This is a genomic window from Halorubellus amylolyticus (assembly GCF_034808145.1).
Classification (GTDB): Archaea; Halobacteriota; Halobacteria; order Halobacteriales; family Natrialbaceae; genus Halorubellus.
In genome coordinates, this window is sequence record NZ_JAXHGM010000001.1 from 1,081,790 (window position 1) to 1,095,886 (window position 14,097).

At 68.6% G+C, this 14,097-nt stretch carries 11 protein-coding genes; 7 read left to right on the forward strand and 4 right to left on the reverse strand.

Annotated elements, in window-relative coordinates; all coding sequences use genetic code 11:
- Positions 1–68: 68 nt before the first annotated feature.
- Positions 69–590 (reverse strand): MaoC family dehydratase, encoded by a 522-nt coding sequence (locus SM754_RS05520; protein WP_323675201.1) that lies wholly within the window; start codon positions 588–590, stop codon positions 69–71.
- 457 nt (positions 591–1,047) lie between these two features.
- On the opposite strand from SM754_RS05520, the gene gdhB reads away from it, so the two are divergent.
- Positions 1,048–2,328 carry a glutamate dehydrogenase GdhB gene (gdhB, locus tag SM754_RS05525; protein WP_323675202.1) on the forward strand — a complete coding sequence of 427 codons (1,281 nt, stop codon included), beginning with the start codon at positions 1,048–1,050 and terminating at the stop codon, positions 2,326–2,328.
- A 107-nt stretch (positions 2,329–2,435) separates the two neighbouring features.
- Here the strand turns inward: gdhB and SM754_RS05530 are convergent, their stop codons facing one another.
- The gene (locus tag SM754_RS05530; protein WP_323675203.1) at positions 2,436–2,579 is read right to left on the reverse strand and encodes a hypothetical protein; all 144 of its coding nucleotides are present in this window, start codon (positions 2,577–2,579) and stop codon (positions 2,436–2,438) included.
- 135 nt (positions 2,580–2,714) lie between these two features.
- Here SM754_RS05530 and SM754_RS05535 point away from each other — a divergent pair, with 135 nt between their 5' ends.
- The 3 genes from SM754_RS05535 (at position 2,715) to SM754_RS05545 (ending at position 5,496) form a co-directional block, all read left to right on the forward strand.
- A complete protein-coding gene (locus tag SM754_RS05535; protein ID WP_323675204.1) occupies positions 2,715–3,590 on the forward strand; it encodes an HpcH/HpaI aldolase/citrate lyase family protein in 876 nt (291 codons plus the stop codon).
- Positions 3,591–3,727: 137 nt separating this feature from the next.
- Complete coding sequence (locus tag SM754_RS05540) at positions 3,728–4,984, forward strand: Glu/Leu/Phe/Val family dehydrogenase (protein WP_323675205.1); 1,257 nt, start codon at positions 3,728–3,730, stop codon at positions 4,982–4,984.
- Between the two features lie 131 nt (positions 4,985–5,115).
- Positions 5,116–5,496, forward strand: coding sequence for a hypothetical protein (locus SM754_RS05545; protein ID WP_323675206.1), 381 nt, complete (start codon positions 5,116–5,118; stop codon positions 5,494–5,496).
- A gap of 98 nt (positions 5,497–5,594) precedes the next feature.
- Here SM754_RS05545 and SM754_RS05550 read toward each other — a convergent pair whose 3' ends face one another.
- The gene (locus SM754_RS05550; RefSeq protein WP_323675207.1) at positions 5,595–6,737 is read right to left on the reverse strand and encodes an acyl-CoA dehydrogenase family protein; all 1,143 of its coding nucleotides are present in this window, start codon (positions 6,735–6,737) and stop codon (positions 5,595–5,597) included.
- 200 nt (positions 6,738–6,937) lie between these two features.
- On the opposite strand from SM754_RS05550, the gene SM754_RS05555 reads away from it, so the two are divergent.
- Together SM754_RS05555 and SM754_RS05560 are read left to right on the forward strand one after the other, a co-directional pair.
- On the forward strand, positions 6,938–10,897 hold the full coding sequence (locus tag SM754_RS05555) for a DUF4350 domain-containing protein (protein WP_323675208.1): 3,960 nt from the start codon (positions 6,938–6,940) through the stop codon (positions 10,895–10,897).
- A gap of 133 nt (positions 10,898–11,030) precedes the next feature.
- On the forward strand, positions 11,031–11,828 hold the full coding sequence (locus SM754_RS05560) for an RIO1 family regulatory kinase/ATPase domain-containing protein (RefSeq protein ID WP_323675209.1): 798 nt from the start codon (positions 11,031–11,033) through the stop codon (positions 11,826–11,828).
- A 55-nt stretch (positions 11,829–11,883) separates the two neighbouring features.
- On the opposite strand, the gene SM754_RS05565 is transcribed toward SM754_RS05560, so the two are convergent.
- The gene (locus SM754_RS05565) at positions 11,884–12,396 is read right to left on the reverse strand and encodes a cupredoxin domain-containing protein (RefSeq protein ID WP_323675210.1); all 513 of its coding nucleotides are present in this window, start codon (positions 12,394–12,396) and stop codon (positions 11,884–11,886) included.
- 166 nt (positions 12,397–12,562) lie between these two features.
- Between SM754_RS05565 and SM754_RS05570 the strand changes: the two genes are divergently transcribed.
- Positions 12,563–14,083, forward strand: coding sequence for an aldehyde dehydrogenase family protein (locus SM754_RS05570; RefSeq protein ID WP_323675211.1), 1,521 nt, complete (start codon positions 12,563–12,565; stop codon positions 14,081–14,083).
- Positions 14,084–14,097 lie beyond the last annotated feature (14 nt).

Here is a 14,097-nt window from a genome sequence, read left to right on the forward strand (position 1 = left end):
CCCCCTTTTTATCGAAAACGACGGATGCTGGCGTCTTCGGGGGCGGCGGCGCCGATGGGATGGACCGCCTAGTCTTCGTTCTCGCGCTTCAGGGAGAGCACGGTGCGTTCGAACTCGCAGACGAGCAGTTCGTCGTCGGCACCGCTCGCAGCGTCGGTCTCGTCGTCGCCGGCGTGCTCGAGTCGGTCGTCGTCGGCGTCGACGACGAACGCTTCGACGCGCATCGTGACGAGTCCGCGTTCGCCGCTGCTGGTCTCGCGCTTGTCCGTGACCGTCGACTGCACGCGGATGGTGTCGCCGTGGAACACCGGGTTCGGGTGGGAGACGTCGTCGTAGCTGAGGTTCGCGACGATGGTCCCGTCGGTGGTCTCGGGGATGGTGATGCCGACCGCGAGGCTCATCGTGTAGAGGCCGTTCACGAGTCGTTGCCCGAACTGGGTGTCGGCGGTGAAGTCCTCGTCGAGGTGCAGCGGCTGCTGGTTCATCGTCATGTCGCAGAACCGCTGGTTGTCGCTCTCGGAGACCGTGCGGCGGCGTCGATGCTCGATGGTCTGTCCCTCCTCGAACCCCTCGTAGTACAGTCCCGGCATACGAGAACTGGCGCCCACGAATCCCAAGTACGGTTCGGTTTCGGGGACGACCGCGATGGACGGCGACGGTTCGGATTCCACGGCGATAGACGACTCTAGGGAGATGGCGGGTCCAGAGAGATGGAGGACGGTGACGACAGCGGTGGGGACGCCGTGGACGTTCGCGGTCCGCCCCGTCTCGAACGGTTCCGGCCGACTTGTCCATGCGTATCCGTCCCATCCGCGGGCGGGCGTCGATGGTGGCGTGTTATCGCTTCCCGTTGGCAGATACTGGCACGACCCGAATCCTTATCACAAGGGTTAACTCGGAGAACGAGGTATCGGGACGCGATGCCCGGCGTCGCACCAGACGCGTATCCGACGTCGGCAGTTCTCGGCGCGACGTGTGCTAACTCCTCGCACGGCAGGTCAATCGGTTACGGGCCGGGAGCACGCACGCCGCGCCAGAGGTGATCACATGGCCACAGCCACCGATAACAAACCCGACGACACCGACGAAGAGACCGCCCTCGAAACAGCACGCCGTCAGCTCGCACGCGCCGCCGCCCACCTCGACGTGGACGAGGGCGTCATCGAGCGACTCGAACACCCCGACCGCGTCCAGCGCGTGAGCGTCCCGCTCGAACGCGACGACGGGTCGTGGGAGGTGTACACGGGCTACCGCGCCCAGCACGACAGCGTCCGCGGGCCGTTCAAGGGCGGGCTGCGCTTCCACCCCGAGGTCAGCGAGGACGAGTGCATCGGCCTCTCGATGTGGATGACCTGGAAGTGCGCCGTCATGGACCTCCCGTTCGGCGGCGGGAAGGGCGGCATCGTCGTCGACCCGAAGGACCTCAGCGAGGGCGAGGTCGAACGCCTCACGCGCCGATTTGCGGAGGAACTGCGTGACTCCATCGGGCCGAACCACGACATCCCCGCGCCCGACATGGGGACCGGCCCGCAGGAGATGGCGTGGTTCATGGACGCGTACTCGATGCAGGAGGGCGAGACGACGCCCGGCGTCGTCACCGGCAAACCGCCGGTCGTCGGCGGGAGCTACGGTCGCGAGAAGGCGCCGGGTCGCTCCGTCGGCATCGTCGCGAAGGAGGCCGTCGAGTACTACGACTACGACCTCGACGACGTCACCGTCGCCGTCCAGGGCTTCGGGAGCGTCGGCGCGAACGCCGCGCGCTACCTCGACGACCGCGGCGCGGACGTCGTCGCCGTCAGCGACGTCGACGGCGCCATCTACGACCCCGACGGCCTCGACACCCGTGACGTCCAGGACCACGACGAACGCCCGGGCATGGTCTCGGGGTACGCCGACGCCGACGCCCTCTCGAACGACGAACTGCTCGAGCTCGACGTCGACGTCCTCATCCCCGCCGCCGTCGGGAACGTCATCACCGCCGACAACGTCAACGACATCGAGGCGGACATCGTCGTCGAGGGCGCGAACGGCCCGACGACGAGCGCCGCCGACCGCGTGCTGGAGGAACGCGGCGTCGAGGTCATCCCGGACATCCTCGCGAACGCCGGCGGCGTCACCGTCAGCTACTTCGAGTGGCTGCAGGACATCAACCGCCGGAAGTGGAGCCTCGAACGCGTCAACGAGGAACTGGAGACCGAGATGCTGAAGGCGTGGGACGCCGTCCGCGAGGAGGTCGAGGCGCGGGACTGCACGTGGCGCGACGCCGCGTACGTCGTCGCGCTCTCCCGCGTCGCCGACGCGCACGAGGCCCGCGGCCTCTGGCCGTAACCCGGGCGCCGTCGGTGGCTGACCGCGGTCGAGACACCGGTCGACGCCCGGCCGAGAACAGGACGGAGGTCGCGATGAGACCCAGGCGACTCGTCGCCGGGAGCCCGTTACTCGTCGGTCGAGTCGTCGTCCTCGAGCGCCTCGACGCCCGTGAGGCGGACGACGAGCGCGGTCGCGGCGCCGACGAGGAAGTCCCGCGGTCGACTGAGGAGCGCGTTCTTCAGGACCTCGCGGCGAGAACTGTCCAGCACGACCACCTCTTGTACCAGCGGACGGATATATCTGCTTGCTCGGTCCGGTGAACGCGGTCGGTCCGAGGCCTTCGGCTCCGCTCGGCCCGCGTGGAACCGCCGACACTTACGGCGGTCCGGCACCCAGGCGGTCGTATGGCTCGACGTAGCGTGCTGTTCTCGCCGGGGGACCGACCGGAACTGATGCGGAAGGCGCCCGCGACGGGCGCGGACGTCGTCGTCTTCGACCTCGAGGACGCCGTCGCGCCCGCTCGGAAGGCCGAGGCACGGGACGCGGTCGTGGACGTCCTCACCGACGACGACTTCGACCCCGACTGCGAGGTCTGCGTGCGCGTCAACCCCGTCGCGGGCGACGAGCCAGACGCCGACGGCGCGACCGCCGAGGCCGACGTCGACGCGCTCGAAAGCCACCTCGACGACATGCGGTTGGACGCGTTCATGCTCCCGAAGTGCGCGAGCGGCGACGACGTCCGGAGCTTCGACTACCTGTTCCCGCGGCAGACGCCGCCCGTGCTCGCGCTCGTCGAGAGCGCCAGCGGCGTGCTGCACGCCGAATCCATCGGTCTCGCGGACGCGACGGACGCGCTCGTCTTCGGTGCCGAGGACCTCTCCGCCGACGTGGGCGCCACCCGCACCAGCGAGGGAACCGAGGTACTGTACGCTCGCGAGCACGTCGTCCTCGCCGCCGCGAGCGCGGACGTGGACGCCATCGACACCGTCTACACGGACTTCTCGGACGCGAGCGGACTCCGCGAGGAGACCGACTTCGCAATCCAGCTCGGCTACGACGGGAAGATGGCCATCCATCCCTCGCAGGTCGACCCCATCAACGACGCGTTCTCGCCCGCCCCCGAGGACGTCGACTGGGCCGAGCGCGTCCTGGACGCGAAAGCCGACGCGGACGCCGACGGCCGCGGCGTCTTCCAGGTCGACGGCGAGATGATCGACGCCCCGCTCGTCGCCCAAGCGAAACGTATCGTCGACCGCGCACGCGCGGCAGACGACACCTGAAGGCGAACCGCTCGCCACCCACCATCAGACCGGCCCATGCTAGCACGATACATATAAGGGACCTTGGTCAGCTATAGGGAATATCTAGTCCTATAATTCCGCCACGCTTAACCCGAGGCTGCGAGTTTCTTCAAACGATGTCCCAAGAAGCGAACCCCTTCGAGAGCCTGCAGGAGCAGATCGACGACGCGGCGGCGTACATCGACGCCGACGACGACGTCATCGACCGCCTGAAGCACCCGGAACGCGTCCTCGAGACGAACCTCACCATCGACATGGACGACGGGACGACGGGACGCTTCAAAGCGTTCCGGTCGCAGTTCAACGGCGACCGCGGCCCGTACAAGGGCGGTATCCGCTACCACCCGGGCGTCAACCGCGACGAGGTCAAGGCGCTCTCCGGCTGGATGGTCTACAAGTGCGCGACCGTCGGCATCCCCTACGGTGGCGGGAAGGGCGGTATCGTCATCGACCCGAGCGAGTACTCCGCGGACGAGGTCGAGCGCGTCACGCGAGCGTTCGCGAAGGAACTCCGCCCCTTCGTCGGCGAGGACGAGGACATCCCCGCGCCCGACGTGAACACGGGCCAGCGCGAGATGAACTGGATCAAGGACACGTACGAGACGCTCGAAGGGAAGACCGAACCGGGCGTCGTCACCGGGAAGGCCATCGAGTCCGGCGGGAGCGAGGGCCGCGTCGAGGCGACCGGGCGCTCGACGATGCTCGCGGCGCGCGAGGTCTTCGACTACCTCGACCGCGACATCAGCGAAGCGACCGTCGCCGTGCAGGGGTACGGGAACGCCGGCTGGATCGCCGCGAACCTCATCGACGACCTCGGCGCTGACGTCGTCGCCGTCTCCGACTCCTCGGGCGCCATCCACAAGGCCGATGGCTTCGACCCCGTCGCAGTCAAGGACTTCAAGCGCGAGACCGGCTCGGTATCGGGGTACGAGGACGCCGACGAGGAGTTCACGAACGAGGACCTCCTGACGATGGACGTCGACCTCCTCGTCCCCGCCGCCCTCGAGAACGCCATCGACGAGGACCTCGCCCGCGACGTCTCCGCGGACGTCATCGTCGAGGCCGCGAACGGCCCGCTGACGCCTGACGCCGACGACGTCCTCACCGAGCGCGACGTCCACGTCGTCCCGGACATCCTCGCGAACGCCGGCGGCGTCACCGTCAGCTACTTCGAGTGGGTCCAGAACCGCCAGCGCTTCTACTGGGACGAGGACCGCGTCAACGACGAACTGGAGACCATCATCGTCGACGCGTTCGACCGCATGACCGACGCCTACGAGTCCTTCGACACGCCGAACCTCCGAACGGCGTGCTACGTCAACGCCATCCAGCGCGTCCTCAGCGCCTACGACGACGCCGGCAACTGGCCCTGACTCGCGGCTCGCTTCTGGGTCTCGCCGTTTCGACCCCTCCACGCCGAAGCCCCCCAGCCGTCGGCTCGCGGCGCGGGACGCCCCCGGTTCGTCCGCGTGGATTTATCACCGTCCGGCCGTGAGCGTGCAGTATGCCAGCGGACCGGGACGACGACGCCGACGCGGGCGACGGACTGGACGCCGCGTGGGGCGGGAGCGGCGACGGTGACGGTGGCCCGCCGCCGCGAGCGGACGAGGCAGCAGCGCAGGCGCGCGCGAACGCCCCGGACGGCGACGAGGAACCGGCGCTCGTCGACCGGATAACCGCCGTGCTCGTCGAGCACAAGCGCGTGTTCACGGCGGCGGTCCTCCTGTACGGGTTCCTCGTGATGCCGTGGCTCTACGACAACGGCTACGAGGGCTTCGGGCTCGCGGGCGGCGTCGCGATGCTCGGCGGCGTCATCCTCGTCACCGTCGCGAACGCGCAGGCCGCCCGCGAGAACGTCCAGAACGACGAGCGCCGCGGCTTCTGAGAAAAGTCGGTCACGGCGACGAGCGCCGCGGCTTCTGAGAAAAGTCGGTCACGGCGACGAGCGCCGCGCCTTCTGAGAGAGCCGGTCGCGGAGCGACCTCAGAGCCCGAGTTCGCGACCGATGACGAGATGCTGGATCTCGCTCGTTCCCTCACCGATCTCCATGAGCTTCGCGTCCCGCATGAACCGCTGGGGCGCGAAGTCCTCCGTGTAGCCGTAGCCGCCAAGCACCTGCACGGCCTCCTCGGCGACCTTCCGCGCCGCCTCGCTCGCGTCGAGCTTCGCGAGCGAACTCGACTTCGTCACGGACTCGCCCTGGTCGTACTGCCACGCCGACTTGTGCGTCAGGAGGCGCGCGCGCTCGACCTGGCGCTCCATGTGCACGACCTTGTCGCGGATGGCGTCGAACTTGCTGATGGGCTTCCCGAACTGCTCGCGTTCCTTGCTGTAGGACTTCGCGGCCTCGTACGCGCCCTGCGCGAGCCCCGTCGAGATGGCCGCGATGGAGATGCGGCCGCCGTCGAGCGTCTTCATCGTCTGCTTCCAGCCCTCCCCCTCCTCGCCGAGCAGGCGGTCCTCCGGCACGCGGACGTCGTCCAGCTGGATCTCGCACGTCGGGCTCGCGTTCAACCCCATCTTGTCCCAGACCGTCGACACCTCGAACCCGTCGTCGTTCTCGGGGTCCACGATGAACGTCGAGATACCGTCGTAGCCCGCACCGGGGTCCGTGACGGCCTTCACGAGCACGGAGTTCGCGACGTTCGCGTTCGTGATGAACTGCTTCGTGCCGTTCAGGACGTACTCGTCGCCGTCCTTCTCAGCCATCGTGTCCATGTCGCTCGCGTCGCTCCCACTGGAGGGCTCGGTGAGCGCCCACGCGCCCATCTCGTCGCCGGACGCGAGCGGCTCCAGCCACTCCTCCTTCTGCGCGTCCGTCCCGAACAGCTCCAGGGGCTTGCTCGCGAGCGAGGTGTGTGCGACGTAGGACAGCGCGACCGACCCGGAGACGCGCCCGAGCTCCTCCGCGACGACCGCGTACATGAGCGTGTCGCCGCCGAGCCCGCCGTACTCCTCGCTGATGGGGACGCCCATCACGTCGAGGTCCGCGAGCTGGTCGAAGACCTCCTCGGGGAACCGATGCTCGTCCTCGATCTCCTGAGCGATCGGTTCGATCTCCTCGTCGCAGAACCGCCGTACCTCCTCCTGTATCATCTGGTGCTCGGTCGGCAGGTCGAAGTCCATACGCGAAACTTGCACAGACCGAAAATAAAGGCTTCTACACTCGGACCTTCCACTCGTCGCCGTCGACGGTCGCGTCCCCGTGGTCGCTGGCGCCCGAGCTGTCGATGCGAACGGATATCACAGTATCTATCGGCAGAGATGGTATAAATTTTCAGTACCGTTCCGCTTGTTTTATTAGATTGTGTCCGTGGCTTCACCGTGTGCAACGACGAAACTTCCTCTCGGGGGTCGCTGGCGCAGGGGTCGCCAGCGGACTCGGGGTACTGGGCACAGACCAGGCGAGAGCGCTCGCCGCGACCGTCGACCCGCTCGCGTTCGACTCCACGGCGAGTCTCCTGAACGCCGACGGCGAACCGCTCACCGACGCGTCCCTGGTTCCCGTGTGGGCGGAACCGACCGCGTCGAACGCGGACTCGGACGGGAACGGTGACGCGACGACGTACCCCGAGGGCACCGACGTGCCGCTCGTCGCCGTCGACGCGTCGAGCGCCGGGACGGTCGTCGGCCTCGGTTGTCCGTTCGTCCCGAACGACACGGACTTCGGCGCCGGGAACGAGGAGTTCCTCCTGAACGCCCTCGACGAGACCGTCGGCTCGGGCACCGTCCTCTGGGACGACGGCCACGGCCAGTTCTACCAGCTCGACTCCAGCGGGAACGGGGGGAACGGTCCCGGGTTCGCGCAGTTCGAGGCGTACGCCGAACGCAACGGCTACAGCCTGGAGTCGACGACGGACGTCGCCGCGGACCTCCCGGACGCGGACGCGCTCGTCGTCACGCCACCCAGCGAGGCGTTCACGGACGCCGAGGAGGCCGCGCTCGCGGAGTTCGTCGCCGACGGCGGCGTCGTCTTCCTCGTCTCGCAGTCGGACTTCCGGGACTTCGACCAGACCGCGAACTCGAACGCGCTCGCCGCGGCCGTCGACGCCGGCTTCCGGTTCAACGACGACCAGGTCGTCGACGAGGAGAACAACGCCGGCGCGGAGTTCGTCCCGAAGACCGCGAACTTCAACACCGCGGAGTTCGCGGCGTACTTCGAGAACCGACCGGGTATCGACGAGGCGAACGAGCTCGACCCCTCGAAGACGTACACCGTCGACGTCGTCGGCGTCTCCGACGGCGACACGGTCGACGTCCAGTTCGACGACGGGCGCGTGGAGTCCATCCGCGTGCTCGGCGTCGACACATCCGAGAAGCGCACGGCCGCGGACGCCGAACGCCCCGAGGAGTGGGAGGGGCTCTCGGACCGCGTCGGCCTCACTGACGTCCAGTTCGGGACGGCCTGTAGCCTCCTGAACGCCGACGGCGGCCGCCTCACCGACGACTCCGTCGTCGCCGTCTGGGCCGAGGAGTCCGCGACGAACACGGACGCCGACGGGAACGGCGACGCCGTCGACTACGGCGATCACGGCGACATCCCGCTGCTCGCCGTCGACGGCAGCGTCGTCGCCGTCGGCTCGATGCTCGTCGACGACGACACTCTCGACTACAACGCCGACCTCCACAACGAGGAACTGCTGCTGAACGTCTGGGACCAGCAACTCGGTGGGTCGGGGACCGTCCTCTGGGACGAGACGCACAACGAGTACAACGGCCTCGGCGGGTTCTCGACGTTCGTGGACTACGCCGGCTCGAACGGCTACACGGTCGAGTCGACGACCGACGTCGCCAGCGACCTCTCGAACGCGGACGCGGTCGTCGTCCCGTCGACGAGCGAGTCCTACGCGGACGCGGAGCTGTCCGCGCTTGCCGAGTTCGCCGCGAACGGCGGGTCCGTGTTCCTCCACGACCGCGCGGACTACGACGACTACGACGCGACGAGCGACCTGAACGCGGTCGCGAGCGCACTCGACGCGCCGTTCCGGTTCAACGACGACCAGGTCGTCGACGAGTCCTCGAACACGGGCGCGCCGTTCCGCCCCGTGACGCGCCGCTTCAACCCCGACTTCGACGTGTTCGCGCCCCGCGAGGGCGTTGGCGCGGACCTCGTCGTCGGCGGCGAGGGCGACCCCGTCTCCCGCCTCGTCTTCGGCGAGGGCGCCGCGCCGCTGCTTTCCGCGAACGGCGAACTGCTCGCGGACGCGGGCACCGTCGCCGTCTGGGCCGAGTCGTCCGCGGTCGTCCAGGACGGTGACGGGAACGGCGACGCCGTCACGTACCCCGAGGGAACCGACGTCCCGCTCGTCGCGCGCGACGGGAACGTCGTCGGGTTCCCCTCGCCGCTCGTCGCCGACGGCTACGACGCCGCGGCCGACAACGAGGAGTTCCTCCTGAACGTCTGGAGCGACGTCGTCGGCTCCGGGACCGTCCGCTGGGACGAGAGCCACGACCAGTTCTACTCGCTCGACAAGTTCGGCGAGTTCGCCGCGTACGCCGAGGACGCCGGGTTCGAGGTCGAAGCCGGCTCGTCGATTCCCAGCGACACGAGCGACGCGGACGCGCTCGTCGTCACCTCACCGGGGTCGTTCAGCGAGAGCGAACTGGCCGCGCTCTCGTCGTTCGTCGACGCGGGCGGTGCGGTCTTCCTGCACGACCAGGACGACTACAACGACTACGACGAGACCGGGAACCTGAACGCCATCGCGGACGCACTCGGCCTCAGCTTCCGGTTCGGCGACGCGCAGGTCGTCGACGAGGAGAACAACGCCGGCGCGCCGTTCGCGCCCGCGACCACGAACCTGAACGCGAGCGGGTTCGGCCCCTGGTTCGCGAAGCGCCGGGGCGTCGACGACGTCCAGGACTTCTGGGACGCCGAGTACCCCTACCTCGCGTACCACGCCGAACTCGCGACGCGGTTCGCCACGGAGAAGCTCGCCGGCGAGACCGTCGACATCTCCTTCGACCCCGCGGGCAGCGAGTTCAACGACGGCGTGAAGGACCCGTTCGGTCGCGTCCTCGCGTACATCGACTACGACGACGGCTCCGGGAGCCGCGACACGCTCTACAACGAGCGGCTCGTCGAGGAGGGGTACGCGCGCTCGTACGCCTCCAGTCTCTCGAAGCTCGACGCGTTCCAGACCGCGGAGGACGCTGCTCGCGACGCCGCGAAGGGTATCTGGGCGAACAGCAACCCGAACCTCACGCGGCCGATCCGGAACGACGGCGTCGAGGAGGTGTACGTCCCGAAGGCGACCGCGGTCGAGACGACGCGCGGACGCCTGAACGGGCCGTTCGCGCCGATACGGGCGAGCCGTGACGCGTCGACGCCGCGCGCGCCGCTCGCCGGCATCGACCCGAACCACAACCTCGCGGTCCTCGGCGGCCTCGTCCTCGACGAGGGCTACGAGCGAGCCGAAGGGTTCGACGAGGACACGAGCGCGTACGACAACTTCGCGTTCGTCGCGAACCTCCTGGACGGCCTCGGCGACCGCCTCGAAGGGCGCGTGCTCGTCGAGGGCGGACACGGCCAGTTCAACGCGAGCGGCGGCCTGTCGGCGGAGGACGTCGCGTACTTCCAGCGGTACCTCGAAGGGTTCGATATCGACCTCGCGGGCGTGAACGACGTCACGGGCGACGCGCTCGACGACGCGCGCGCGATTCTCGTCACCACGCCCCTCGCCGAGTTCACGGACGCGGAACTCGAAGCCCTGTACGCGTTCGCCGCGGACGGCGGCGCGGTCGTCCTCGCCTCCGGGTCGAACGCGTCGAGCGAGGCGCGCGAGCGCCTGAACGCCATCGCGAGCGCGTTCGGGAGCTCGCTCCGCCTCTCCGATACGGCCGTCACCGACGGGACGAACAACCTCGCGGGCGACGAGTCGCTCCCGACGACCACGAACTTCGGACCCGACCCGTGGAACCTCCGCGAGCCGTTCCACGCGAACGGCGACATGGGCTGCGGGCGCGTCACCACCACCGACAGCATCAGCGGCGAGCTCGCGGGCTGGCACGACGACGAGTCGTTCACGTACACGACCGACCTGAGCGACCCCTGCCAGGTCGAAATCGCACTCGACGGCCCCTCGAACGCCGACTTCGACCTCTACGTCACGCGGTCGGGGCATCGCCCCACGACCGCGCAATACGACGCGGCCGGGACGGGCGAATCCAGCACCGAGACCGTCGTCGTCGACGCGGTCACGCCCGAGGGCGAACTCGGCATCCTCGTCGACGCCTACAGCGGGAGCGGCGAGTACACGCTCACCGTCACCGAGACGGGCGCCTGACGCTCGCCGTCGCCTGACGCTCGCGGACACCCGGACGGACCTGACCGCTCCTTCTCGGTTCCGGCGCCGACGGTCCCACCATAACGGGGCGGGACGGCGAGGGAGTTTTGACGCGGGGGACCGACGTTCGACCGTGGCCATCCGCGAGTTCCTCAGGGGGACCGTCGACTGGACGCGACTGGAGGCGGTCGCGCGAGCGGTCGCCGAACGGAACGACCGCGACAGCGTCCGCGTGGAGTTCCTCGACGCCGACAACTGGCTGTCCACGCCGATGGTCGTCGACGACGAATGGTTCGTGAAGGTCGTCACCCCGCAGAACTCCGTCGTGCACGCGCTGTTCACCGCCGGCCGGAACCTCGGCGCGTTCACCGCCGGCACCGAGGGGTTCTTCGACCACGTCGGGACGCCGCTCGCGCTCGCCGAACGCGAACTCGAGGCCGTCGACCGGATGCACGCCGTCGGGCTGAACGTCCCGCGTCCCCTGGACGCGTTCGAGGTGGACGGCCTCGGCGTCCTCGTCCTCGAGTACCTCCCCGAGTTCCGGACGTTCGACGACCTCACCGACGCCGAGGCTCGCGTGCACGCGACCGACCTGTTCGCGCTCCTCGCGCGGATGCACGACCGGAAGATCGCGCACGGCGACGTCCGCGGCGAGAACGTCCTCCTCCAGGACGACGAGCTGTACGTCATCGACGCCACCACCGTCCGCGAGGAGGGGTTCGTCGGCGCGCGCTCGTACGACCTCGCGTGCGCGCTCGCCGAACTCGCCCCGCGGATCGGCGCGCGCGACGCCGTGGCCGCCGCCACGACCGCCTACAGCGTCGCGGACGTCCTCGCGGCCCGCGAGTTCCTCGACTTCGTCGCCCTCCGCCCCGACCACGACTTCGACGCGAACGCGCTCAAGGGCGAGATAGAGAAGGCAGCGACCTGACCGCGTGCGTCGTGCCTCTCGAAGGGAGCGCTCGGTCGAGCCGGCGCTCCTCGAATCAGCCGTATCCGCCCGAGCACGGCAGGTCGCTCGGGAGCGTCGTCCCGCCGACGAGCACCGCACCGCACATGTTGGACTGGCCGTGGATGCTGCAGTAGTACTCGTAGACGCCCGCCTCCTCGAACGTGTACGTCGCGGTCCCGCCGGACTCGACGCTCTCGGACTCGTAGTCCCACGCCGTCGCGTCGTCGCGGAACCGTGCGCTCGTGACGTCGTGTGCGTAGCTGTCCGCGTTCGACCACGTCACCGTCGCGCCCGCCTCGACCTCGACCGTCCGCGGCGTGAACGACCGGTCCTGCATGACGACCGTCGCGCCGCCGGTCGTCGTCGTCTCCGCCGTCGTCGACTCGCCGTCCGCCGTCGTCGGTTCCGCCACGGCCGTCGTCGACGCAGTGGTCGTCACCTCGTCCGTGGTCGTCCCGTCGGTGCCACCGCCGTCGCTGAGACATCCCGCGAGCGCGCCGCCACCGCCGGCCGCCGCCGCGAGGAGGTCTCGTCTGGTCACGGTCATCGACCTAGTCGAACGTACGTGTCGCTCACGCAAATCCCTTGCCGCATGTTAGCACGGACTGCCGTCGGGCGTCGAGACCCGACCAAGGTCGTGCGGTACTCGCCGGAACCCGACCACGGAAGGGGTGGCTTTTTGAAGCCGTCCCGCGAAAATTTTGCCGAACACCATGACCGACACCTTCCAGCACTACATCGACGGTGAGTGGACAAGCGGCTCGGGCGACGAGACGTTCACCAGCGAGAATCCAGCGACAGGAGAGACCCTCGGCGAATTCCACCGCGGAACACCCGAGGACGTACAGCGAGCGCTCGACGCCGCCGAGGACGCCTTCGAGGAATGGCGCGACCTCTCGCACATCGACCGCGCCGAGTACCTCTGGGACGTCTACCACGAGCTCAAGGACCGACACCAGGAACTCGGCGAGATCGTGACCAAGGAGTGCGGGAAGGAAATCAGCGAAGGGAAAGCCGACGTCACCGAGGCGTGGCACATGGTCGAGTGGGCCGCCGGGAACGCCCGCCACCCCCACGGCGACATCGTCCCGAGCGAGATTCCGAGCAAGGACGCGTACATGCGGCGGAAGCCCAACGGCGTCGTCGGCTGCATCACGCCGTGGAACTTCCCGGTCGCTATCCCGTTCTGGCACATGGCCATCGCGCTCGTCGAAGGGAACACGGTCGTCTGGAAGCCCGCCGAGCAGACGCCGTGGTGCGGGCAGATCATCGCGGAGATGCTCGAGGACGCGGGCGTCCCCGAAGGCGTCTTCAACATGGTGCAGGGCTTCGGCGACGCCGGGAACGAGATCGTCGAGAACGACATCACCGACACCGTCCTCTTCACGGGCAGCGCCGAGGTCGGCCACGAGATCTCCTCGAAGGTCGGCGGCATGCCCGGGAAGAACCGTGCGTGCGAGATGGGCGGGAAGAACGGCATCGTCGTCACGGAGAAGGCGGACCTCGACACCGCCGTTCACTCCGCGGTGATGTCGAGCTTCAAGACGACCGGGCAGCGCTGCGTCTCCAGCGAGCGCCTCATCGTTCACGAGGACGTCTACGACGAGTTCAAGGAGCGCTACGTCGAGATCGCCAAGAACGTCGCCGTCGGCGACCCGCTCGACGAGGACACGTTCATGGGGCCCGCCATCGAGGAAGGGCACGTCGAGAAGATCGCGCGCCACAACGAGATGGCGCGCAAGGAAGGCGCGAACGTCCTCGTCGACCGCTTCGAGCTCGACGACGACGAGATTCCGGAGGGCCACGAGGACGGGAACTGGGTCGGGCCGTTCGTGTACGAGATCGACTACGACACCGACCTGCGTTGCCTCAAGGAGGAGTGCTTCGGGCCGCACGTCGCGCTCGTGAAGTACAGCGGGTCGATCGAGGACGCGGTCGATATCCACAACGACGTCCCCTACGGCCTGGCGGGCGCCGTCATCAGCGAGGATTACCGGCAGATCAACTACTACCGCGACAAGGCCGAGGTCGGCCTCGCGTACGGCAACCTCCCGTGCATCGGCGCGGAGGTTCAGCTGCCCTTCGGCGGCATGAAGAAGTCCGGGAAGGGCGCACCGAGCGCGCGCGAGGCGATCGAAGCCGTCACCGAGCGTACCGCGTGGACGCTCAACAACTCGAAGGACATCGAGATGGCACAGGGCCTCTCCGCGGACATCAAGACCGAAGACGACTGAAGCGCCCGTAGCCT